Origin of the sequence: Anabaena sp. UHCC 0187 (assembly GCF_009712035.1) — a bacterium.
Classification (GTDB): Bacteria; Cyanobacteriota; Cyanobacteriia; order Cyanobacteriales; family Nostocaceae; genus Dolichospermum.
The window spans coordinates 144,680-168,858 of the sequence record NZ_VILB01000010.1 but is presented as its reverse complement, the minus strand read 5'-3'; the positions used below and the strand labels follow the sequence as shown (position 1 = coordinate 168,858).

Genomic DNA, 24,179 nt, shown 5'->3' with positions numbered 1-24,179 from the left:
ATTTACTTATATTTAACAAAACAAAAAATGCAAATTATCCAAAGCCTTCATACTGCTATTCTGGTAACTGATTTAGAACGTGCTGAATATTTTTATAGTCAGGTATTAAGATTAAATAAAGTAGAACGTCCTCTAAAATATCCCGGTGTCTGGTATCAAATTGGTAATTATCAACTGCATCTGATTGTCGCACCTACTGTACCAACCGATCAGCAACAGGAAAAATGGGGGCAAAATCCTCATATTGCTTTTTCTGTGGTTGATTTGCAGGTTGTGAAAGATGAGTTAATCGCTAAAAACTATCCTTTTCAAGCTAGTGCTTCTGGTCGGGCGGCGATTTTTATTAAAGATCCAGATAGAAATATTATTGAACTTAGTCAACAATGAGATTATTTTCCATGACAAAAGTTAAAATGGATGGATTGTGAAAAGATAAATAGCAAATGTTTTGGGCTGATAAAATTGCTGCTGATGCAGTAGGCGACCAGGTAGTTAATGATTCTAAGACTCCATCAGGACGGGTACACGTTGGGTCTTTACGGGGTGTGGTTATCCATGATGTAATTTACCGTGCCTTGAAACACGCAGGTAAGCCCGTTAAGTTCTTGTATGGTGTGGATGACTATGACGCACTGGATACGGTTCCAAAATACTTAGATCAGGAAAAGTTTTCTCCTTATTTGGGTTTTCCTCTGTGTAATGTGCCTTCTCCTGGTGATAATGCTAGTGATTATGCTAAATATTTCATTGGTGAATTTTTTGAAGTTTTTGAGTATTTAGGAATTAAACCAGAAACTTATTTTCTTCGGGATTTATATCGTTCTGGAAAACTTAATTCTCATATAGATACTTTCTTGAAAAATGCTCATTTAGTAAGAGAAGCATATAAAGAAGTAAGTAAAGCTGACCGTCCAAATAATTGGTATCCTTTTCAAGTTATTTGTGAAAATTGCGGTAAGATTGCCACAACTGTCACTACAGATTATAACGGTTCAGAAGTATTTTACACCTGTAAACCAGATGCAACTGACTATGTAAAAGGTTGTGGACATTCTGGTTGGGTTTCTCCTTTTAATGGTAATGGTAAATTACCTTGGAAAGTTGAATGGGTGGCTAAATGGGATGTGTTGGGTGTAACTATCGAAATGGCTGGGAAGGATCACTCTCAAAAAGGTGGTTCTAGAGATGTTGCTAATGCTATTAGTCGCAAGGTTTTACAAAAGCAACCTCCTTTCCATTCTCCCTATGAATTCATTCTTGTGAATGGGACAAAGATGAGTTCTTCTAAAGGAGTTGGTTCGAGTGCAGAAGAAATTGCGGCTTTACTTCCACCGGAATTACTGCGCTTTTTAATGTTGCGGACTCAGCCAAGAACTGTAATTAACTTTGCGCCAAATTATGAAACTACTACTCGTTTATTTAGAGATTACGATACTTTAATTAACAAGTATTCTAAATCTCCTGAATTAACAGAGGAGTTAATGTCGTTATTTTACGCGCAATTAGGGGATGAAGTTAAAACTTTCCAACCTTTTGATTTTAGTACGTTGATTTCTCTGTTGCAAGTTCCGCGTTTAAATATTCAGGATGAGGTTATACAACGTAGTCCACAGCCTTTAAATGAGTATGATCAGCAAATTATTAATCAGAGAATTGCTGCTGCACAATTATGGTTACAAGATTATGCAGATGAGGAAGAAAAGTTAGTTCTTTATTTGGAACAAGTTCCTGATAAAGCTAATGATTTGAATGAAGAACAAGTTGCTTATTTGCAAAAGTTGATGGAGAATTTGCAGAATATTCCTAATTGGGACGCTGAGGAATTACAAACTATAATTTTCTCGACTACTAAGGAGTTAGGAATTCAACAACCAATTGCTTTTAAGGCTTTGTATCTATCTTTTTTAAATAAAGAAAAGGGTCCAAAAGCTGGTGGCTTATTTTCTTATCTGGAGAAGTCTTTTGTGCTTTCGAGGTTGCAGGATGTTGTGGCTTTGAATGCGGGTAAGGAAAAAGCGGAAGTTTAAATTATTCTTGTTTCTTGTTCCCTGTCTCTGACAGGGAATACAGTTTATGAGGCTCTGCCTCTAGATTATCAGAAGTCAGAGCCTTCTTGATAGCATTCCCAGGTAGAACCTGGGAACGAGAAAAACGTAAAAAAGATTATACAGAAAGTTTCCGTATAATAAATAGTTAGGCTAAAAATTATTGTTAGTTCTCAATCAATCAGGGAGATGATGTATCATTGAATGTAGATAAATATATATTTTTATGAAATGAAAGACCTTTCAAAGAAAATAAATACGGTTAACTTTGAAGCTTCAGATGCTATCACTAAGGTTCTAGCGAAGGAAACTTCCATTTTCCCAAGATTTTATACAACTAATCTTAGGAAAATGTCCAAAATTGATACTTCAGTGTGTCAGGAAGCATTTAATACGGTTATTGTTGAATTAAAAAACGATCATAGCAAAAAGAAATTTATACGTAATGAAGAATTTAATCAGTCTTGGGATCAAATTCCAGGCGAAGTCCGAAACCTCATAATTGAGCTTCTAGAAAGATTTTGTGCTTCTGAGTACTCTGGCTTCATATTATATAAAGAGCTATCCCATCAACTTAAGGAGACAAACAGCATCCTTTCAGAGGGATTTTCCTTGATGTCTAGAGACGAAGCCCGTCATGCTGGTTTTCTGAATCAGGCTTTCCTCGATTTTCATATTAAACCTTGTTTAGACTTCCTGAAAAAAGGAAGAAGAAAGTATACTTCGCTCCCATTTTCGTGGTTTATTTATACTACTTATTTATCTGAGAGAATTTCTAGTTGTTATTACATAACAGTTTTCGAGCATCTAGAAGCCTACCCTGAATACTCTATCTATCCTCTTTTTCAATTTTATCAGGCATGGAGTGAAGATGAGAATAGGCATGGAGATTTTTTCGGGGCAATCATAAAATCACAATCACAGCTTTCTGATGGTTTAAAGGCAAGATTATCCTGCAAGTTCTTTTTGCTATTGAGCTTCAGCATGATGTACTTAAAGTATAAACATCATAGTGAATTCTATATGTTGCTTGGTTTAGATGCTCGCGAATACAGTATTCTCGTAATAAAGAAACTTAATAAAACTATTAAAAAAGATTTGCCGACAACTCTTGATGTTGAAAATCCAGATTTTTTTCAAAAACTAGATAATTGCATTTTACATATTGCAGAGAATGAAAAGATAAATGTATCAAGTCAGCATAAATTATTTCAAATAATTAGGAAAATTCCGCATTATTTTTCTCTTCTATTAATTTTTCTAAGTCTATTTTCCATGAAATCAAATAATACTACTGTAGATAATGGTCTAGGATTAAAAGATGCGGATTAATAACCTACAGATTCTTGGGCAGTGGTGTAGCCTAAATTTACAGTTTATATTGTCTATTTCTAATTAATTGTCAATAAATGGAGATTATTGACAATTAATAACAAGTTATTTAATCCTGAAACTTTTGTCAATCAACACTTGCAGATTATTATCTTACGTCGAACTCAGGTGACGCACCCTACGATATTTTGGTTTTGATAATTTCACCGTTTGGCTAGTTGTGGAGTTTTTCCTTTTAAGCCAATCATTAATTTCAGGGCGAATATTTTAATAATGGGAACTCGCTGCATGATCCATAAACCTAAACGGCGAATTATGACTATTGGGAAGAAGTTGTTAGAAAAAACTCGATCTAATAAATCGGTGAAACCTAATATGGCGAGATTTTCTTTTTTTCTCCAGCTTTCATATTGCTTGAGTATGGAAATATTTCCAATATCTTGACGGTTTTGATGGGCGGTTTGGATAATTTCAGCTAATGCGGCTGCGTCACGTATTCCCAAATTTAAACCTTGTCCGCCGACGGGATGACAATTATGGGCAGCATCACCAATTAATGCTAATCTAGGGAGAACATAGCGATCGCTCTGCATTAACTGTACCTGAAAAATAAATCTGTCTCCCAATAATTCCAATTTGCCCATTTGATCACCATAGCGTTTAGTCAGTTCCGCTAGAAATTCCTGATCATTCAAGGCACACAAGGCTTTTGCTTCTTCGTGGGGCGCTGTCCAAACAATCCGACAACGGTTTCCTGGTAAGGGTAAAATTGCAAAGGGACCACTTGACCAAAACTTTTCGTAAGCGGTGTTATTATGAGGGTTTTCTGGTTTTACAAAAGCCACAATACATGATTGCCAATATTTCCAGCCTTTCGTTTTAATGCCCGCAGCTTGACGAATTGGTGATTTTGAACCATCGGCAGCTACTAACAATTTACTGCGAATTATCCGATTTTCGTCGGCAATTTTCATATTAATAGTAACTATATCTCTCTCATTTTTTGTGCTGACTACTTCCGCTGGACACAAAATAGTTACATTTGCACAACTTTGGACAAATTCCTGTAAGGGTGCTAACAGTGCATAATGTTCTGCAACATAACCTAACTCCTGTGTACCTAAATCAGCAGTTTGGAATTTGACTACATCGGGATAATCAGCATCGGAGAGACGAACTTGGTTATATTTGGCGACATTGGGCAGAATTTTATCCCATAAACCAATGCCTTGGAAAATTTGTGCTGATAACATATGTACAGCATAAGCCTGGCCTTTTGCTACTGCGGCTGATGCCACCCTAGCTTCAATTAACAGGATATTTAAACCAGAATCTTTTAAGGCTGCGGCTAGAGTTAAGCCGACAATTCCACCACCAACTATGACTAAATCATAGTCATATCCCCAATAGTTTTCTGTGGGGAGGTGGGGAGAGGTGAGGGTGGGAGTTAGGGACATTGTGAGGGACATTGTGAAGATAAATTACAGGGTTTTAATTATTATTGTGACGCGATCGCATCTTCCTCGCAAGGTGACAGCACAAAATTCTACGCCATGCTTAAAACCATCAAATTATCAGCCATTTCAAAGTTAGCTGTCACATTTTGGACATCATCTAACCCTTCTAGGGTATCAATTAATTTGAGGAGAGATTTAGCTTGATCTGCATCAGTAACTTCTACCTGATTTCCAGGAATCCAGCGTAGTTCTGCATCTGTGACTTGAAAACCTTTTACTTGCAATATTTGGCTAAGTTTTTCTAAATTCCCTATTTCCGTAAATACCTCAACGGTTTCCTCTGCAATCATTTCATAGGACTGGGCATTTCCTTCTAGGGAAGCTTCTAAAAGCTGTTCTTCATCAATTACACCTTCAACTACACAAACACCTTTTTGGGAAAACATCCAACTGACACAACCTATTTCTCCCAAATTTCCGCCATTTTTACTAAAGGATACTCGCAAATCCGCAGCGGTACGATTACGATTATCTGTAAGGGCTTCAATTAAAATTGCCACACCACCAGGCCCATAACCTTCATAGCGAATTTCTTCGAGGATATTACCATCACTGAAAGTACCTGCACCTTTAGCAACGGCTCTATCAATATTATCATTAGGAATCCCCGCCGCCTTGGCTTTATCAATGGCTGTTCGGAGTTGAAAATTGCCGGCTGGATCTGGGATACCGTTTCTAGCCGCAACTATAATTGCCCGTGATAGTTGGGTAAATATACTTCCCCTTTTTGCATCTACTACGGCTTTCTGGCGTTTAATAGTTGCCCATTTACTATGTCCTGACATAATTAAAAAAATATTTATAGTCTATTCAAATATAGAATAAACCTAGCAGCGCAGGGTAGAACTCAAAAGAGTAGAATTAAAAATTTCAAATTCTTCCTTTCTGAGACTCTGCGCCTCTGCGTGAGGTAAAATCTGTTTTAAAATAATTGAGAAAAGTTAAATCTGCAAAAATAAAAATGTTTTTCATCCCTAACAATTTTCGGCGACAAGTTAAAAAATACCTGAAACCCTTATTGCTAGTGTTATTTTTGGGGATTCTATCTTTAGGTGGATGTCAAGCTATTCGATCTAATAAAGTTATTAATATCACCTTGTGGCAGGGGGTAAATCCACCCCAAAATCGGGATGTTTTGCAAAAGCTGGTGGACAAATTTAATAAAAGTCACCCGAATATTCATGTTGAATCTCTTTATGTTGGTCAACAAGATCAGCAAATGCCAAAGATTTTAGCGGCTGTAGTTGGAAATGCACCGCCTGATTTATTATGGTTTAATCCCACAATTGGCGGTCAATTGGTGGAATTGGGGGTGCTTTTACCTTTGGATGATAAATTAGCTAAGTCAAAGGTGAAAGACGAAATAGATCCGGCTTTGTGGACATCTATGAAGTATAAAAATCAAACTTGGTCTGTGCCATTTGCCACAAATAACGTTGGTGTTTATTACCGTCCTAGTTTGTTTAAAGATGCAGGAATCACGAAGTTACCGCAGACTTGGGAGGAATTGCGACAAGTTGCGAAACAATTAACTCGTGATACTAATCATGATGGAAAAATCAATCAACATGGAATTATACTACCTGCGGGTAAGGGAGAATTTACAGTATTTACCTGGTTGCCATTTATGTGGAGTGGTGGTGGTAAATTGGTAAGTGATAATTCTCAAAGTGCAGCAGATGTGGTTTTGGAAAATAATCAAGGGGCGATCGCTGCTTTGGAATTATGGCAAAATTTAATTAAAGATGGTTCGGCTGTTTTATCTGGCATAGAACGGGGTTATGAAATCGAAAGTCTGGTCAAGGGTAGAGTGGCAATGCAGGTAACTGGCCCTTGGAGTTTGGGAGAATTTAAACAAAGTGGTGTAGATTTTGCAGTTTTTCCCATTCCCATGAATCAAAAACCGGCTACTGTGATTGGTGGTGAAAATCTCTTCTTATTTAAAACCACACCAGAACGAGAACAAGCGGCTTTTAAGTTTGTGGAATATACTTTAAGTGCCGATTTTCAAACAGAATTAGCTTTAGGAACTGGCTATTTACCGATAAATTTAAAATCTCGTCAAAGTCCAGCTTATCAAGAATTTCTCCAGAAACAACCACAAATTCAAGTATTTTTAGATCAAGCTAAATATGGACGTTCTCGCCCTATTTTTCCTAACTATACTCGCATTTCTGACAGTTTAGGACGGGCAATTGAAGCTGTACTCTTGAGTAAAAGTTCTCCAGAACAAGCTTTGAAAGCAGCCCAGCAACGTTTAGATTTAATTTTTAAGTAAGGGTTGAAGGGTTGCTGATGCTAATTACCAATTTCCAATTAAGGTCTAACAACCAAGTTAAAGGAATTTAAATAGCCTGTAATAGTTTTATTTAAAGTTTCATGCTGTTTTTTAGAAGTGATTGCCATAACTTTATATAATCTATTATGAGCAATAAACATCCTAGTTTTCGTAACTTTACCTATGGCATTGACATATTCAATTTCTTTGCCAGGATGAAAGTTAGAACTGCGAATATTCCGCTGATTTAATAATCTACTTTTGGTAGTTGTTAATTCTACATATTGGGCTTCATCCATAATTTTTTGAGGGCTATTCATCTGCACATAGCTATGAGGAAATTCATTGTATGTAACTATATATGCAGCTTCTTGTTCTGGTGGTTGGATTAAAAATATTTCTAATTTTATTTCCCCCATATAGGTTTTTTGAATTTGGGTTTTCCGTTTAGGCATTCCGGGCATTAAAACTGTAAAATGTCCATCTGGTGCGGTGAATTCCCGCCATTTAGGCTGTACTACTTGAGGAATAATGGGCCTTTTCTCGGTAATTGTCGGTTTAGGTGAATGCACCCCAGCGACAGCGTAACCGCTAGATAAAAAAGTGGCAGCAATCAAAGATAGTAAAATTTTGCTATTCATAAGTTATAAAATTTGTAGATGCAGATTTTACTGTTCTTGCTAGTTATAACCTAGAGGCAGACAAAGCCGCACCAATTAATCCGACTTGTTGATTAAGAATTATATGCACGGGGATTTCTGCCAGAAGAGAACCCATTCTCCCTTTTTGGGTAAAATTCACCAGGAAACTACCATTTTGCATTAAAGGTAAGATTTTAGGAGCGATACCACCAGCAATGTATAATCCTCCATAGGGTAGGAGTTTGAGTGCTAGATTGCCGGCTTCTGCACCGTAAGCTTCCACAAATAATTGCATGGTTTGTTCAGAAAGGCGATCACTTTTTTCCAGTGCCGCACTCCCAATAAAAGCACCAGGATCAAGGGTTTTTTCGGTTGTCTGTGCTTCTTGTTCCCAAGTTCTGACTGCTTGGGCAATTTCTGGAGATTCAGTGGCTATTTGTTGATCTCGTAAAAATTGGTAAATAGCCGGAATCCCCAAACCAGAAACAACTCTTTCTACAGAAACTCGTTGAATATTATATTTATCTACAATATATTTCAACAGTTGAAACTCTAACTCATTGCGAGGGGCAAAATCTGCGTGTCCACCCTCGGAAGGAAAGACTTGATATTGATTTCCCTGTTTAATCAAAAATCCCTGTCCTAACCCAGTTCCTGCACCAATTACAGCCATTGGTGCTGCTGGTTGATATTTACCAACTTGCAAAGTCAGTAAATCCTGTTTAGTTAAACCAAAAATCCCATAACCCACAGCCGCAAAGTCATTAATTAGGGAAATCGAAAGAATACCCAATTCTTTTGCTAAACGATCTGTATCCAAAAACCATGATAAATTAGTTAACTTAGCAGTATTTTCTACTACAGGCCCGGCGATCGCAAAACAAGCTTTTTCTGGTGTGCTAGAGTTAGCATTAGTCAAAAACTTTTGGACTATGGGAACTAAGTCGGGAAAATCTCCACTGCGAAAACTCTCTTCATGCAGAGTTTTTAAACCTAGTGTTTCTGAGAATTCCACCAAGCGCAAAATCGTTTTTGTTCCGCCTATGTCTCCGGCTAGTAGCAATGTCATAAAATTTATCAGCTAGTAAGTTACTTTTGCTTAGTTAGTATCAGTTGCGATTTAGAGAAAATCCCCATTAAAATATTTACACAAATCGCACCAATTCCTCAACTTTCGTCAAATGGGAAGTATCTCCCTTTAGTTCTAGCAACCATTCTGAATCTTGACGCACAACTTTTACCAAAGAACATAGAGAAGCTTTAACTTCAGTTTTAGCGATGTCTCCCACTAATCCCATGGCTGCACCCAACACAGAAGCACCATGTGCCACCAATAGGATATCATGGGGGGAAAATTCAGTAGATAGACACCTGGCAGTTTGCGCTGAACGTTCCCGCACCTTTTCATGAGTTTCCGGGTATTTTGCAGCTATGCGTGATGTGTAGCTAGTATCAATTCTGGGAAATAATTTTACTAAAGCTGAAGTTGAGAGTTTTTCTGGTTCTTCAGTCATCCATTCAGGATTAAGCCATTCACTCAAACCTACTTCTAGTTTAATCTGTAAATCCAAAACTTCAGCGATCGCATTGGCAGTTTGGATAGTTCGCAAAAACGGAGAAGCAAAAATATGGGTGATTTTTTTCCCCTTCAGTCGTTTTGCTAATTGCTGCGCCTGAATTATACCATCATCTGACAAAGGTGGATCATACCGTCTTTCGGCGGTGAGAAACCAATCGGGATATACGAAATCGAGACGGTTAGCGTGTCTTGCTATCCAAACTATTTGACTCATAGATAAAAATACGAGTGTTAATTTTTGTTATGTGGTTATAATACGATACTTTGCAAACCTTTGACTAATCTTTCTATACCTGCTTTGGCTGTATCTGCTTGTAATGCACCATAAGCAACCCGCAAATAACAAGCATCTTCCATCCCAAAGGTTGTTCCCGGAATCACCGCTATTTTATATTCTTGAATCAGTTTTTTCACTAATTCCAAATCGTTAATTTTGGTATGCACTTTCAAGAAAAAGTAAAATGCACCATTAGCAGTTGTAATAGTACATAAATCTTCCAAAGATTCTAGTGCATGAATCACTATTTCTCGAACTTGAGAAATTGTCCGAATATTATCTTTTAAATAATCATCTTTTACTTGTAATGCACCCAAAGCTGCATATTGAGAAACCACAGGTGGACAAATTAAAATAGTATCTTGGACTTTTTTTACAGCAGTTAATAAATGTTGGGGAATTACCATATAACCAATTCGCCAACTAGCAAAACCATAAGCTTTTGATAAACTAAAAAGAGAAATTGTATATTGATTACTGCCTATAAATGACCCAGGAGAAATATGTTTTATACCGTCATAAGTAAAATATTCATAAGCCTCATCACTAATATGATAAATTCCCCTATCTCGACAAATTTGATTAACTTGTTTTAATGCTGACTCTGCATAAATTACCCCTGTGGGATTATTCGGAGAAATCGTCACCACTGCACGGGTTTTATTTGTAATTGCTGCGGCTATAGCTTGGGGAATTAATTGATAATCTGTATCTGTGGCAACTAATATCGGATGACAACCCGCCATTTTAATCGCCATTTCATGATTAAAATAGTAGGGAGTATTTAAGATAATTTCATCACCGGGAGAAGTAATTGCTAAAATAGCATTCATAAACCCCATATTGCTACCTGCTGTCACCACAATAGCATTTTCATCGTTAATATCAATCCCATTGAATATTGATAATTTTGCCGCTAATGCTGTTAATAATTCAGGAATCCCGACAACAGCTTGATAAAGATGATTTTTGGGTTCAGAAAGGAATTTTGGTAATAGTTCAATTGCTGTTAATGGTGGCTGATAATGAACCACACCTTGTCCTAAAGAAATTGTTCCTGGAGAGTTTTTAATTAATTCTCCCACCACCGGAATAATTGGCGATTGAATCGCCTCCATTCGTGATAATTTATAATTCATAACTTATAAAAGGTATGTGAAGTATCTTATTCAAGAATATCATCCTTTATCCAATGTTTTTAAAATATCAGGTGCTTCATGCGTAGAGATTCCATTTTTTACAAACTATTCCAACAATATCCATCTGTGCTATTTCAACTATTAGCACAACCGCCAAAAAATGCCGATAACTATAGATTCGATTCCGTAGCAGTTAAAGAACCTAAATTTGAAATTGATGGCGTGTTTTTACCACCAGAAAATGATAGTCCAGGAGTAGTATATTTTTGTGAAGTACAGTTTCAAAAAGATGAACAACTTTATGAAAGAGTATTTGCCGAATCTCATTTATATTTCTATCGTAACCGCAATAGATTTAGTGATTGGCAAGCAGTAGTAATTTATCCAACTCGCAACACAGAACAAGGTGATATTTACCCTCATCGGGCATTGCTAAACAGCGACCAAGTACATAGAATATATTTAGATGAATTGGGAGACATTCACCAATTACCTGTATGGGTAGCATTAATGGTACTGACAACTTTAGAAGAAAGTCAAGCACCAGAAGCAGCCAGGTATTTGTTAACAAAAAGTAATCAAGAAACGTCATCTTTATCAAGTCAGGTCATAATAGAAATGATCACGACAATAATGATGTACAAATTTGAAAAACTTACTTTAAGGGAGGTTGAAGTCATGCTAGGAATTTCATTAGAAAGAAGTCGCGCTTACAGAGAAATTAAACAAGAAGGAATAGAACAAGCAACTTTCAATCTAGTTATTCGACAGTTAACAAAACGGTTTGGAGAATTACCAGAAGAACTACGCGTTTCTATTTTGGCTTTACCTTTACCTGTAATGGAAAATTTGAGTGAAGCATTGTTAGATTTTACCAGTTTAAATGATTTACAGGTTTGGTTAGCAGCAGTCAAACACTAAAGTATTTCTGATGCCGAATTGCTGGTTATGGTAAGGGTTTAGGATTGCTAAACCCTTACGTAAATTTTAATTACTCAAATGTCAATTTTTTCACTCCGCTGTAAATCTATTGATAATTTTTAGGAATACCAACTTGTGATAAACCAGCAATTGCTTTCAGGTTCTGACAACGAATTAATTCACTAAAATTTAAACCAGAACGCCCTTCTATTGTCGCTACTGTTTCAATCGCTGTTAACAAATGTTGGGCGGCTTCCGTTTCTGAATAACCCCGTCTTTGGGCGATTCTAATAGCGGCTGTATCAGCATTTAATTCTGCTTCTTGGGATTTATTCATGCGCCAAATCCGCATAGCCGCTACAGCACTTAATCCCCCAGCTATGACCACACCTACCACATCAGACTGGACTGCTTCCAGTATTCCCCCCACAAGCCCCGCTAACACCACACCTTGATAAATATTAGGTTGTAACCATTTCACCCCTATTAACCAGCTTACCTTCTGTAATAGGAGTAAATCTCGTTGGGGTTTTGTTAACCGTCGCCACAAATCGAAATTAATATATATCGGTCTTGCTTGACTTAAAGGCAGGGGAAAAGCAGCATCTATTACCTGTTTTTGTTCTGGTTTACTGACGATTTTAGTCATCATGCGCCCAGAAGCAGGCATCACATCTAACAAACGACGAATTTCAATATTTGGCTCCATAGCATCCATTATTAGTGATAATTATGTATATTCATTGACTACTTAAGATTACACTTTATATTTATATGGACGCTTTTGATCCGAATCCGCCAGAATGGACAAATCAAGCAGTACACGCCTATCAATTTCATTGTCCCAAATGCCACGCTAGTAGTCGAGAAGCCGTTAATGTGTGGTTAAATAGGCGATCGCCTGTAACTACCGCAGATCGTCGTCGGAAGTGGCAAGAATTCTATCATTGTCATTGCAATTACGTCTGGTGGGCTTGGAGTAATGATAGACCACCAACAGATTTATCTGGGGAAAAATAGAATTAAAAAATATAGGGGTTTAGCAATGCTAAACCCCTAATACAAAATCCTAAGGACTAACCTAAGTTGATTCTAGAAGCTGAAGGTAGTCCGTAGAGTACCAACATATTCAGTGCTGTTATTGTCGTTATGCTCAGGATTGAAGATTACCAATACACCAGGGGTAACAAGAATATTGTCGGAAAGCTTCATTTTGTACAAACCTTCTAAATGATAAGAAGTGCCGGAGTCAGCAGCAACGTTTTTACCACCAGTTAATTTAGGTGGTTGACCGAAGATTAAACCCAAGGTATTGCCTTGTCTACCAAAGTCTTTTACTCCCAAAGTACCAGCCCAGTACCAAATATCTGCATTGCTGCCACTACCATTTAAAGTGCTGGCAGATGTGTAACCACCCCAACCCCCAAGAGTAATATTCTTACTTGGTTGCAAGCTAAGTTGCACACCATAGTTGTTGGATTCAGTTTTGACACCACTGAAGGGATTATTAGCAATACTACTGCCAGTAGAACCAAAGAGACTGCCATCCGTACCTGCATAAGTATGGGCGTAGGTTAGACCAAGGTTAATGGCTTTGTTGGGCTTGAAAGCCAATTGACCAAGGATGGTGTTACTACCATCGAATAGTCCTTTTCCTCCGATAGGGTCAGCAGCACTATTTCTATTTGTTGCAACATAGGCTGCACTTAAGGTGAAAGCTTCAGTAGGCTTGACATTAACGGTAATACCAGCACCATCACCTGCTTGACGATAAATAGGGCTGAAACGTCCATAACGAGATAAAGCGCCTGTACCACTACTTTTAAAGTCAGGGTTGAAAACTTCTATGTTTTCGTTAAATTCAGCGCCAACAGCATCAATTTTAACGTTGATTTTATCACTCAAATTGAAAGCGTAGTTGAGTTTGTCAATAGTTACACTGTTATTACCACTAACGTCATGACCCAACCGAGTCATGTTAGTTCCTGTTACACTGGAATTATTAGTAATATTACCTGCATTTAACCGTGTTTGTAATTTATCTGTACCCATAAAGCTACTTTCTAAGCTTAAACGGACACGGTTGCCAAAAGTGGTGTTGGAATCTAAATCTGTTGTTGCACCTGCTTTTTTATCCCCAAAAGCCTGAGATACGGTGAAAAGAGCCTCACCTTTGAGCTTGGTGGTGGTGGAGAACTGATTCGCTTCCAGTTCACTTGTCCGAGCTTCTAAAGCGTCTACCTGACCACGCAGAGTTGCTAATTCAGTAGAATATTCTTCTTGTAAACGCTGTAAGGTGGCTAAATCTTGCTTGCTCACCATGTCAGCAGTAGCTGTAGCAATGAGTTCATTAACGCGGTCTAAGCAAGAATTTAAACCAGCGGCAAATTCATACCGACTCAAAGCGCGATTACCACGGAAAGTACCGTTAGGATAACCAGCTACGCAACCATAACGTTCAACTAAGGATTGTAAAGCTTGAAACGCCCAATCTGTGGGTTGTACGTCGGAAAATTGAGAAACAGATGTTACTTGACCCAGGTTGTTGGAATCTTGGGACAACTGAGCAACACTTGTTACTTGTTCGTTAGCTTCACCAGCAAAGGCACTATTACCAGTTACTAAGCTCAAAGCAATAGCGGGGCTAACTTTAAGGATATTCCAGAATGCTTTTTTCATAAATTTCAATCTCTCTCACACCTAAACGAATCCAGCTTATGGTAAATTCTCGACTAAAGAAGTTACACATAAATGTTCTGTGGAGATTGTACAACATAAATAACACTTAACACAAGTAAACATGAGAATTTTATACAAAGTTATGATTTATTTATGGTTGGGTAAACATAAGATTATACTGAGTTTATTAATCAGCCCGTTTTGTCAAGAGTAATCTATTGTTTCTATTCATATTTATCTATTCAAAATCTCATATTCAGAAGTTTAAGAATAGATGATCTTTAAGTTAAATGTATATTTTTATGCGTTTAAATAGTGATATATGTGGTGGGGAGGAGTTTTGATGGGAATTGTGAATTAATTTCTCCCCAGAATCCAATTTAACAACGTTGACCTGTAACAATATACGTGACTCGTTGCGCGATATTAGTAGCGTGATCTGCCATGCGTTCCAAACAACGAATTGCTAAAGTTAAGAGGAGAATTGGCTCAATTACTCCGGGAACATTTTCTTGGTGGGCAAAGGTTTGATAAATATCCTCATAAGCATTATCTACAGCATCATCTAATTGCTTCATTCGTTGCCCACTGGTTTCATCTAAGTCTGCCAAAGCGACCAAGCAAGTTGCTAACATTGCTTGGGCGTGTTGAGACATAATCGCAATTTCTGGTAAAGAACTATGTTGAGGATAGGGAAAGAGTTTAATGGCAATTTCCGCTAAATCCTGGGCATAATCCCCAATGCGTTCTAAATCACGAACTAACTGCATAAAAGCACTTATACACCGCAAATCTTTTTCTGTGGGTGCTTGACGGATAATAATCGTGGTGCAGTCTGATTCTATTTGCCGATAAAAGCGATCAATTTTTTTATCTAATCGGGGTATTTGTTCTGCTGCGATTAAATCACCGGCAAATAGGGCTTGGTGACTGAGCCGAAATGATTGCTCTACTAAAGCACCCATACGCAGTAAATCCCGTTCTAAACGCCTAATAGAGCGTTCTATTTGCGGTATTTCATGGTTTGGTGGATGAAAGACAGTTTTCACACTGGTCATATCAAAAGAGGATATAATTTTTTAACTATAGTCTTGACTAGGCGAATTTGTCATGATTTGAGAAAATTGAACTTGTATCCAAGCGCCACCTGTTTTTGGATGGTTCATGGCTTTAATTACACCACCATGAGCAATGACTATTTGCTGGACAATGGCTAAACCCAAGCCACTGCCGACAATTCCGGTTGTAGAATTTACTTCATTGACTGGTGAACGATAACGGGCTTTATCACCTCGGTAAAACCTTTCAAATACATGAGGTAAGTCGGCAACAGCAAAGCCCACACCGGAGTCAATAATATTTATTTCCAACATTTGGCCGTTATCAGTAGAAATTATTTTAGTCTCAATGTCAATAGTTGTCGCCGCTGGGCTATATTTGATGCTATTATCTAGCAAGTTGATAAATACTTGATAAAGTCGAGATTTATCTGCTTGAATGCAGATGCTTTCTAGACCAGAATAGGTTACGTTCAAAGACTGACGTTGGGCAATTGGTTCTAGAGTTTCCCATGCTGAGGTGATCAGCGATCGCATTTCCACCATTTCTAAATTTAACTGCATGGTGGGATTATTTTCCATTTGCGTCAGTTCCAACCAACTTTGTACCAAATTAATCAGTCGGTCAACTTCTTGCATCAGCCTATTAACCCAACGGTCTAAAGGTGGTTCTAAGCGGGTGAGGAGAGTTTCCACTACTAAACGAATTGCCGTGAGGGGCGTTCTCAGTTCATGGGCTAAATCGGAAAAAGAGCGATCTCTGTCTTGCTTCATATCTAGCACAGGTTGACAATTTTCCAAAAATACCCCCACCTGTCCTTTTGGTAAAGGTAAACTAGAAGCCCGCAAAAACATGGATTTTACTGCTGTCATTACCTTGGCATCTTCACAAGAAGGATGAAAAACCCATTCTTGCACCTGGGGCTTTTGCCAATCACGAGTTTGTTCAATTAACTGATCTAATTCATAGGATCTGACTAACTCTAGCAACAACCGCACCTGTCCTGGTTGCCATCTTTGGAGATATAAAATTTCCCGCGCTTGCTGATTGCACCACAGCAGTTGATTTTCTTCGTCTACCTGCAAATATCCCAGGGGGGCAAAATCTAGCAATTCTTGATAAGTGGATAATGACTGCTGCAAATCTTGTTGCTGTCTATTGACAATAGAAATTTCCTGCCGTAAGCGAGGTCTCAGCAGCAGTTTAATGTTGGTAATTTTATGGGAATGGCAACTTAACGGTTGCAGTAATCGCTCTAAATACCAGTTCAGATGAACCTGTTGCCAAACCCAAAAACCAAGCCCGACAGCTAAACCCAGTAAAAATCCCAGTAAAAACATTGAAGTCGTTAGTTGCTTTGTGATTAATCAAAACTAACAACTATCGTCAACAATTAACCAAATCTGTAGCCAAAACCTCTCACAGTAATAATATATTCTGGATGGCTGGGATCTTCTTCCAACTTCTCCCGTAACCAGCGGATATGAACATCCACAGTTTTGCTATCCCCAACAAAATCTGGCCCCCATATCTGATCTAACAATTGCTCCCGTGACCATACCCGACGGGTATAACTCATAAATAATTCTAACAGCCGGAACTCCTTGGGAGACAAATTCGCCTCTTCTCCACGCACAGTTACCCGACACTCTTGAGCATTTAAAGTTATATCTTTGTGCTTGAGGACAGGAACTTGTGGTAATGCACTTAAACGCTGGCGGCGAAGTAACGCCCGACACCGGGCTACTAATTCCCGCATACTAAATGGTTTTGTCAAATAGTCATCAGCACCCACTTCTAAACCCAATACTCTGTCAGTTTCACTACCTTTCGCACTGAGCATTAAAATCGGCACTGAGTTGCCTTGGTGACGCAAAAAACGGCAAATATCTAGACCATTAATTTGCGGTAACATCAAATCCAATAGCACTAAGTCTAAAGATAATTCTTCAGAATTATTTTCATAACTTTTCAGATATTCTATCGCGGCTCGGCCATCACTAGCTGTGATTACCTCGTATCCTTCCCCTTCCAAAGCGACAACTAACATTTCCCGAATCAGTTCTTCGTCTTCGACTATCAGGATACGGCTGGTTTGTCCAATATCCGTTCTCACAGAATATTTAGCTAATTCACTGGTATACATTAATTTTTTCAGTGTATAACAAAACCTAGTATATTATAAATCATACCAACGATAGATTTATTTTGTTTTTCTTTGTATTTTGTTAAATTGTAAATTTTTATATCAGTAATCCCTAACCTTATCTTGACAATTGCAGATTTGTCAATTACACTCTTAGTACAAAAGTACCATCACAGAAAACAGGGAATAACTAACTAATTTAAGGAAGTTGAAAAATGACCACAGGTGCAGTTAAAGATAACAAACAACAACTGGTACAATCTTTTCAAGAAATTCGTGCAGAAAGGAAAAAACTTGATGCCAAAATAGCTACTAAACAGGAAGAAGCTGAAAAGGTAAAAAACCAGGAAATTCTCGCCGCAGCTTCCACTTATACTGTTGATAGTATTGTGAAAGGTTTAGCTGATTTACAGTTAGAATTTGGCGGTATTGTGAATGCACTGGCAGAAAAATTAGCTCAAGAGAATACTAAATTAGATGAATTAAATAGAGCTATAGAGATTGAAACACAACGGTTACAAGAACTGAGACAAATTAGAATTGTTGCCGATACTTTAGATATTTTCACTCAAGAACATCAGGAAAAATTAAAAGTTCTAGAACAGGATACGGCAACTAGAAAAGAAGCTTTGGAAAAAGAAGCAGCAGCAAAAAGAAAAGAATGGCAAAAAGAACAAATAGAGTTTACTGAAAAATTGCAAGCCTATAATGAGTTATTGACTAAAGATAGGCAGCAAGAACAGGAAGAATATCAATATAAATTAGCAACTACCCATAAACTCACCACAGATGCTTATGAGGCTAAAAAACGCAATTTAGAAAGGGAAATTACAGAAACTACTCAACAAAAAGGGAAAGACTGGACTGAAAGGGAGAAAACTTTAACTGATCATCAAAAGTTATTTACTGAATATCAACAACAGGCTGTTAAATTTCCCACAGAATTGGAAGAAGCAATTAAAAAAGCTAGGGAAGAGGCTATTAAAGAAACTAGCCAAAAAGCTAAAGTTGAAGTTGATTTATTTGAGAAAGAATGGGAATCAACTAAACAGAGTTATGAATTAAAAACAAAATCCCTCGAAGAAACAATTGTCAAACAAACTGAGCAAATTGAAGGTATTGCGGCTCAATTACAAACTGCTTTAAAACAAGCTCAAGATTTAGCAATGAGAGCTTTTGATAGTTCCACCAATAAATAGAAAATAGAAAATTTGAATAATTTTGAGGTAAATAATGGCAGGCAAAAAACTCACTGATAAAAATACGAAAGCCGACATTCTTCAAGCTTATGAAGAATTACTTAAAGAACAAACTGCACTCAAAAGTCAATTAGAACAAAAACCTAAAGAACAGCCAAAACCAGAATCTAAACCAGAACCTAAAATAGCTATGACTCAAACTACTACTATTCAACAAAAGATGAATAATACCATTCAAAGTTTAGCTAATATTCAGCTAGGGTTTGGTAGTGCTGCGAATGAATTATCAGAACAACTCACGACAAAGGCTTCTAAATTAGCAGAAATTCAGCAAGTTGTAGAAGAGGAAGTTGCTCAATTATCCCAATTACATAATTTAGAAGTTTCTGAAGATATTTTAGATACTTTGATTCAAGCTTATGAAGATAATGAAAAAGCTTACCAGGAGGAATATAGTCAACGCTATGAAATTTTATCTCAAGAAGTTTTAGAACTGAATAATAATTGGCAAAAAGAACAGGAAGAATATCAACGAACTATTAAAGAACGCAATGAAAATCTCAACCGCACTCGACAACGAGATTCAGCAGAATATAAATATGATTTAGAACTGCAACGCAAGTTAACAAATGATGAATATGCACAGGAACAAAAGTTATTAAATAACCAACTGGAAGAACAGAAACAAACAACAGAAAAACAATGGAGTGAACGAGAAAAAACAATTGCTGACAGGGAAAAAGAATTTGCAGAATTGAAAGCTAAAGTAGAAGCATTTCCCAAAGATAAGGAAACTGCTCTCAAAAAAGCGACAGAAGAAGGGAAAGGAATTGCCAGTTATCAAGCCAAAGTAAAATCAGATTTGTATGGGAGAGAAGTAGAAGGACAAAAACGCTTTTATGAGCAAAGATTACAGTCCTTAGAACAGACAATTACTAATCAACAAACCCGACTAGAAAACCTTTCCAGACAACTAGAATCTGCCCTCAAACAAGTTCAAGATTTGGCTGTTAAAGCTATTGAAGGCAGTTCAAACATCAATTCTTATCAAGCCATGAAAGAAATAGCCTTAGAACAGGCTAAAAGCCAAGCAAAAGCCAAATAATCGGCGTTGCTGATAGCCATATTAAAATGTGAAATCTTCACCTTTGCGCCTTTGCGCCTTTGCGTGAGACGTATTCATATTCTAATCAGCATCAGCAATGCCAAACATCAACTATGAATGCTACCATCAGGCATAATCGCCCCAGTTAAGAAAGTTTCACTCATATCTGTATCATCCAAATTAGCTCCAGTTAAATTCACTTCGCACAAATTAGCCTCGCTTAAATCAGCACCACTCAAATCTGCACCTTGTAAATCTGCTTTCCACATTCTCACACCCCCCATTTTTGCACCGCTGAGGTTTGCACCCTGCAAATTGGCTGCGGAAATTGAAGCCATGTGTAAATTAGCATCACACAAGTTAGCACCACTTAACAATGCACCACTGAGGTCTGATTCATTTAAATGAGCCGTTGTTAATGTAGCTTGAGTTAAATCAGCACCACAGAGAATAACTTCAGATAAATGCGCTCTTTCTAATGTTGCTCCTTGGAGATTTGCCTTACTCAAATTAGCTCCACTTAAAGAAGCTGCTGTTAGATTTGCGCCTCTTAAATCTGCTCTACCGAAGTCTACACCACCCAAGTTGACTCCTTGGAGATTTGCTCCTGGTAACGCAATACAGTTAAAACTTCTTTCTCCTGTCGCGTACCTAGCTAAAAGTTCTTGAACATTCATACTTTTTAGACCTTGGTAGTTAGTAATTAAAAATTAAAAATTAAAAATTAATGATTGAAAATATAGTTTAACTTCGTCGTTTATTTAATCTAACCATAAATACATCTCCAATTATCAAATTATTCACATTTGTTAACTTCTAAGCAATTAATAAAACGGAAATTTAGCAAATGCTACAATAGAATCGCCACTCTCATCGCTATCCAGTATTTATGAATACTCACAATTTAAACTTAGGAAAATATCTAACTTTAGAAGAATTTTGTACCTGCACACAAACCTATCATAAATATGCCGAAAATATCAATCCCTATCCGCAAAATCTACCAGAAGTAATTCCCGCCTTACAGGATTTAAATAAATTTATCATTGACCCAATTATAGATTATTTTGGTAGAGAAAAATTTCGGCTTACCTATGGTTTTTGTTCCCCAGACTTAAAAAAGTATCTTGAGAAAAAAGACCCAGTTACAGGTCAAAAAAATGGGCGAGTAGCCCCTAATCTAGACCAACATCTCAGCCATGAAATCAATAAAAACGGTAAATACTACTGTGAAAGATTAGGTGCGGCTTGTGATTTTCTGATTACAGACTTACCCAGCACAGAACTAGTAGAATGGATATTACAAACAAAACTACCCTTTGATTCCCTCTATTTTTACAGTTCCCACCAACCAATTCACATTAGTTATGGAATTCAACACAAACGAGATATTTGGACATTTAATAATTCAGGAATCCCCACAAAAAAGGGAATCGAAAACTGGATAAAACTAGCAAAACAAACTCAAAAAACCCTCTATTCCTCCTCTCCGTGACTCTGCGCCTCTGCGTGACAAACATTCTTCCTTCTTTGTCTAGTTCTCAAAGCTGCCTTAAGTGCTTTCAACTTATAAGCATCTGCATCTTTAGCCCAAAATAACCTATAACCATCAATAACAGTACAATTTTCTTTTAAGCATTTTTTCCAGCCAGAAACATGACTAATACTGCGCCAATTGTCTAAAAGTCCCCTATCTTCTTCTTGACGAGTTAGTTTGACAAATTTCTCATACTGGGGATAATCGGGAGTAACTAAAGCATCTATTTGGTGTAATATTAGGGGGTCATCTTCCAGATCATAATCTTGATAAGTAACGTGCAAATCTCGCAAATCAATTGTCATGACTTTTGATAAAATGGGATGAGGATTAATATCAAAATCAGGATAAAATAAATAAGAAATCTTCGGTGTTTTCAGATGGAATTTAATCACATTTGCTTCTTCTAACCGTCCAAGAGTGCGACTAGCGCAACCTTCATAAAGACGTAATAAAGGGTCAACTGCTTGTAATGCAGAAATGTGAACCCAAAGGGAATTAGGTAATTTTTTCCCAACTTTGCTTTCTTGACAACGTTTAATAATGAGTTCTGTATTTCCCAAACTGCGTAACATTTGGTCAGCATCTAAACAGGCTTGTTTGTAACTACTATATAAACCCAGAATATCTTCTTGTACTGCTGGGGTTAATTGTCCTAATCGGGGACGACGGCTAAAATTGCACAGTGCTAAATAAACCATCAAATCTTGACGGCGTTTGTCTGCGATCGCTTGCCATTCATCCGAGTCAGTTGCCTGTATAATGACATTAAAAGCCCGGCGTAAACTCCCAAATTCCTCAGCAATTTCCGCTGCTTGAGGTAATTCTCCCTTCATAGGCAGCCTTCCGCGTTCCGTGAGAAAATTCATTAACGGCGTTAATAATTCCTGATGTTCCTCAAACCGTTTTACACAAAGACGGATTCTGGGAGTAGTCGCGTGGGAACGGAACCGAGAAGCGCGAAATAACTCCGCTTCAGCATCATCTCGGAAGACAAAATAAACCCCCAAAGCCACAGGAATTGCATCAACTCCTAATACTTGGTCAATGTAAATTTTTAATTCTTCTTGTTCATAATATTTCTGAAATGTGTTACGACTAGTGATAATGCCATCACCATAAGCAATTACACCCCGCTTAATATCAGATATCAACACTTGGGCGGCTACCAGTAGGACTTTTTGAGTCAGTTCCCAAGCTTGGATTAAAGCTTCTCGCCGCTCACTCATGTGTTCAATGACATTAATCACAAAACCAATATTCACAATATCCGCAGCTACTTTAGGCGTATGTGCAGAGTAATAAGGGTCCCAGCCACAACTTATATAACCCTGTTCAGCAATGCGGGTAACGTCTCCACCATGTCCACAACCATAATCAAAAAAGGTAGTTTCTGGACTAAATAAGCTTGATTCTAAAGCCAAACGCACAGGACGAGATAAATCAGGACGAATAATAGCGGCTCTATGGCGCTCTATTTTGGGAACTATATTTGTAGTTATGGGACTGCGGTCCCGTTTAATTAAGCAATGTCCTTGAACTTCCACCCCAAACACTTGTAGCCGTTGTTCCCAACCCAACTTAGTGCCAATTCCTTTAGTGTGATTAAGTAAACCTAAAGCAACTTGAGCGCGAGTTAAAGCGGCAAACTCTTCATAGAGGGGATATTCTGGAGTCACAAAAGTTTCTTTGCGGTGAAGAATGGGGGGATTTTCCGAATCGCTGTAATCCCGATAACCAACTTCTAGAGTTTCTAAGTCAACCTGAATACTAGCTTGTAAAGCCGGATGAGGATCAGTATCAAAATCAGGATAAAATAGATAGGAAATCTTGGGTTTATTAGTGCTAAATTTAACTAGAGTCGCCGACTGGACTTTAGGTAAGGCACTACGAGCGCGGCTTTCATATTCCTGAAGCCAAGGGTCAAGAGTATGTAAAGCTAAAATATGAATGTAAAAAGCATCAGGTAACATTTTGCCAACAGAATTGTTTTGGCAATATTGATTTATGCTATTTAGATCAATAGAGTGAAACGTTGAGAAGTTTTCCTCAACCGCATTCCTTATGTTATCAGGTTGAACCATTACTTTGTCATCTTGTAAAAATATAGATAACCTGGTTACATTTACTTTAGTACAAAAAATCTGAAATTGGAAGTTAATAAACTTTATGACTGATGCACAAACCTCTCAAACCCTTATCTCTCAATGTCCTGGAGCGTTCTGAAGTGGTTCGTTATTGTATTGATCAAAATTAGTAAAAATGCTAAAAACCAACAAACAAGAATTTTTACTAATTACCAATTGTGATCTGAGTTAAGTAAATTTTTGTTAATTCATATAACTTGACATTTCTTCATTTTAAGCAAAATATTTGGTCATTTATTAAATTTTTAATAATAGTTATATCTAGTTGTAGATTTAGGCAGTTAATTAATATCAGAATTGTATAATCTGAAAATAACTAAATTAATGATTAAATAGAGGTCTAATGACTCCCACAATCATGCGTCAGTTTTGGTCTATCGTTGAAGCCACCCACACAGTAACCCTCTTACAGCTTGATGATGCTAGTTTGGTTCAGTGGTTGGTTAAGCAAATTACTAATCAAGCCTTTTTAGATGCCCATGAAATTGATTTCTTGTGTGATTACATTCAATCTCGGCTGACTCTGATTCGTGATTTAGCTTATGAACGCCAACAATCATAGTTGAGTATCTATGCTA

Annotated in this window: 23 protein-coding genes; 10 read left to right on the top strand and 13 right to left on the bottom strand. The window is 37.4% G+C overall.

Annotated elements, in window-relative coordinates; translation table 11 throughout:
* The first annotated feature begins 27 nt into the window (after positions 1 to 27).
* The 3 genes from FJR11_RS09040 to acsF all read left to right on the top strand — a co-directional run bounded on the left by FJR11_RS09040 (position 28) and on the right by acsF (position 3,377).
* Positions 28 to 387: a VOC family protein gene (locus tag FJR11_RS09040; protein WP_168503356.1), complete on the top strand. Its 360-nt coding sequence runs from the start codon at positions 28 to 30 to the stop codon at positions 385 to 387.
* 56 nt (positions 388 to 443) lie between these two features.
* Complete coding sequence (gene lysS / locus FJR11_RS09035; protein ID WP_168503355.1) at positions 444 to 2,027, top strand: lysine--tRNA ligase; 1,584 nt, start codon at positions 444 to 446, stop codon at positions 2,025 to 2,027.
* Positions 2,028 to 2,276: 249 nt separating this feature from the next.
* Entirely contained in the window at positions 2,277 to 3,377 is a 1,101-nt protein-coding gene (gene acsF, locus FJR11_RS09030; protein WP_168503354.1) for a magnesium-protoporphyrin IX monomethyl ester (oxidative) cyclase, read from the top strand.
* 203 nt (positions 3,378 to 3,580) lie between these two features.
* On the opposite strand, the gene FJR11_RS09025 is transcribed toward acsF, so the two are convergent.
* Together FJR11_RS09025 and FJR11_RS09020 are read right to left on the bottom strand one after the other, a co-directional pair.
* Positions 3,581 to 4,834: an FAD-dependent hydroxylase gene (locus FJR11_RS09025; protein ID WP_168503372.1), complete on the bottom strand. Its 1,254-nt coding sequence runs from the start codon at positions 4,832 to 4,834 to the stop codon at positions 3,581 to 3,583.
* Between the two features lie 89 nt (positions 4,835 to 4,923).
* Positions 4,924 to 5,679, bottom strand: a complete 756-nt coding sequence (locus FJR11_RS09020) for a YebC/PmpR family DNA-binding transcriptional regulator (RefSeq protein ID WP_168503353.1) — start codon at positions 5,677 to 5,679, stop codon at positions 4,924 to 4,926.
* Positions 5,680 to 5,855: 176 nt separating this feature from the next.
* Between FJR11_RS09020 and FJR11_RS09015 the strand changes: the two genes are divergently transcribed.
* A complete protein-coding gene (locus tag FJR11_RS09015; protein WP_168503352.1) occupies positions 5,856 to 7,172 on the top strand; it encodes an ABC transporter substrate-binding protein in 1,317 nt (438 codons plus the stop codon).
* A gap of 38 nt (positions 7,173 to 7,210) precedes the next feature.
* Here the strand turns inward: FJR11_RS09015 and FJR11_RS09010 are convergent, their stop codons facing one another.
* From FJR11_RS09010 to FJR11_RS08995, 4 genes are all read right to left on the bottom strand, one after another.
* The gene (locus tag FJR11_RS09010; protein WP_168503351.1) at positions 7,211 to 7,813 is read right to left on the bottom strand and encodes a hypothetical protein; all 603 of its coding nucleotides are present in this window, start codon (positions 7,811 to 7,813) and stop codon (positions 7,211 to 7,213) included.
* Between the two features lie 43 nt (positions 7,814 to 7,856).
* Positions 7,857 to 8,882 carry a glucokinase gene (locus tag FJR11_RS09005; RefSeq protein WP_168503350.1) on the bottom strand — a complete coding sequence of 342 codons (1,026 nt, stop codon included), beginning with the start codon at positions 8,880 to 8,882 and terminating at the stop codon, positions 7,857 to 7,859.
* 76 nt (positions 8,883 to 8,958) lie between these two features.
* Positions 8,959 to 9,606: a histidine phosphatase family protein gene (locus FJR11_RS09000; protein WP_168503349.1), complete on the bottom strand. Its 648-nt coding sequence runs from the start codon at positions 9,604 to 9,606 to the stop codon at positions 8,959 to 8,961.
* Positions 9,607 to 9,641: 35 nt separating this feature from the next.
* A complete protein-coding gene (locus FJR11_RS08995) occupies positions 9,642 to 10,808 on the bottom strand; it encodes a pyridoxal phosphate-dependent aminotransferase (RefSeq protein ID WP_168503348.1) in 1,167 nt (388 codons plus the stop codon).
* Positions 10,809 to 10,886: 78 nt separating this feature from the next.
* Here FJR11_RS08995 and FJR11_RS08990 point away from each other — a divergent pair, with 78 nt between their 5' ends.
* The gene (locus tag FJR11_RS08990) at positions 10,887 to 11,729 is read left to right on the top strand and encodes an Rpn family recombination-promoting nuclease/putative transposase (RefSeq protein ID WP_168503347.1); all 843 of its coding nucleotides are present in this window, start codon (positions 10,887 to 10,889) and stop codon (positions 11,727 to 11,729) included.
* A gap of 106 nt (positions 11,730 to 11,835) precedes the next feature.
* Here FJR11_RS08990 and FJR11_RS08985 read toward each other — a convergent pair whose 3' ends face one another.
* Positions 11,836 to 12,438: a DUF3318 domain-containing protein gene (locus FJR11_RS08985; RefSeq protein ID WP_168503346.1), complete on the bottom strand. Its 603-nt coding sequence runs from the start codon at positions 12,436 to 12,438 to the stop codon at positions 11,836 to 11,838.
* A gap of 65 nt (positions 12,439 to 12,503) precedes the next feature.
* Between FJR11_RS08985 and FJR11_RS08980 the strand changes: the two genes are divergently transcribed.
* Positions 12,504 to 12,749: a hypothetical protein gene (locus FJR11_RS08980; protein WP_168503345.1), complete on the top strand. Its 246-nt coding sequence runs from the start codon at positions 12,504 to 12,506 to the stop codon at positions 12,747 to 12,749.
* A 72-nt stretch (positions 12,750 to 12,821) separates the two neighbouring features.
* On the opposite strand, the gene FJR11_RS08975 is transcribed toward FJR11_RS08980, so the two are convergent.
* The 4 genes from FJR11_RS08975 to FJR11_RS08960 form a co-directional block, all read right to left on the bottom strand.
* Entirely contained in the window at positions 12,822 to 14,408 is a 1,587-nt protein-coding gene (locus FJR11_RS08975; protein ID WP_168503344.1) for an iron uptake porin, read from the bottom strand.
* 380 nt (positions 14,409 to 14,788) lie between these two features.
* Positions 14,789 to 15,466 carry a phosphate signaling complex protein PhoU gene (phoU, locus tag FJR11_RS08970; RefSeq protein WP_174762984.1) on the bottom strand — a complete coding sequence of 226 codons (678 nt, stop codon included), beginning with the start codon at positions 15,464 to 15,466 and terminating at the stop codon, positions 14,789 to 14,791.
* A 21-nt stretch (positions 15,467 to 15,487) separates the two neighbouring features.
* Positions 15,488 to 16,807 carry a cell wall metabolism sensor histidine kinase WalK gene (locus tag FJR11_RS08965; protein WP_168503343.1) on the bottom strand — a complete coding sequence of 440 codons (1,320 nt, stop codon included), beginning with the start codon at positions 16,805 to 16,807 and terminating at the stop codon, positions 15,488 to 15,490.
* A gap of 53 nt (positions 16,808 to 16,860) precedes the next feature.
* The gene (locus tag FJR11_RS08960; protein ID WP_168503342.1) at positions 16,861 to 17,613 is read right to left on the bottom strand and encodes a winged helix-turn-helix domain-containing protein; all 753 of its coding nucleotides are present in this window, start codon (positions 17,611 to 17,613) and stop codon (positions 16,861 to 16,863) included.
* A gap of 215 nt (positions 17,614 to 17,828) precedes the next feature.
* Between FJR11_RS08960 and FJR11_RS08955 the strand changes: the two genes are divergently transcribed.
* Together FJR11_RS08955 and FJR11_RS08950 are read left to right on the top strand one after the other, a co-directional pair.
* Complete coding sequence (locus FJR11_RS08955; protein ID WP_168503341.1) at positions 17,829 to 18,812, top strand: hypothetical protein; 984 nt, start codon at positions 17,829 to 17,831, stop codon at positions 18,810 to 18,812.
* A 34-nt stretch (positions 18,813 to 18,846) separates the two neighbouring features.
* A complete protein-coding gene (locus tag FJR11_RS08950; RefSeq protein ID WP_168503340.1) occupies positions 18,847 to 19,917 on the top strand; it encodes a hypothetical protein in 1,071 nt (356 codons plus the stop codon).
* Between the two features lie 107 nt (positions 19,918 to 20,024).
* On the opposite strand, the gene FJR11_RS08945 is transcribed toward FJR11_RS08950, so the two are convergent.
* Positions 20,025 to 20,594, bottom strand: a complete 570-nt coding sequence (locus FJR11_RS08945; RefSeq protein ID WP_168503339.1) for a pentapeptide repeat-containing protein — start codon at positions 20,592 to 20,594, stop codon at positions 20,025 to 20,027.
* A gap of 212 nt (positions 20,595 to 20,806) precedes the next feature.
* Here FJR11_RS08945 and FJR11_RS08940 point away from each other — a divergent pair, with 212 nt between their 5' ends.
* Complete coding sequence (locus FJR11_RS08940) at positions 20,807 to 21,412, top strand: hypothetical protein (RefSeq protein WP_168503338.1); 606 nt, start codon at positions 20,807 to 20,809, stop codon at positions 21,410 to 21,412.
* Here the strand turns inward: FJR11_RS08940 and FJR11_RS08935 are convergent.
* A complete protein-coding gene (locus tag FJR11_RS08935; protein ID WP_168503337.1) occupies positions 21,394 to 23,538 on the bottom strand; it encodes a DNA phosphorothioation-associated putative methyltransferase in 2,145 nt (714 codons plus the stop codon). The genes FJR11_RS08940 and FJR11_RS08935 overlap by 19 nt on opposite strands.
* Before the next feature lie 406 nt (positions 23,539 to 23,944).
* Between FJR11_RS08935 and FJR11_RS08930 the strand changes: the two genes are divergently transcribed.
* Entirely contained in the window at positions 23,945 to 24,163 is a 219-nt protein-coding gene (locus FJR11_RS08930) for a hypothetical protein (protein ID WP_168503336.1), read from the top strand.
* The last annotated feature ends 16 nt before the right edge of the window (positions 24,164 to 24,179 follow it).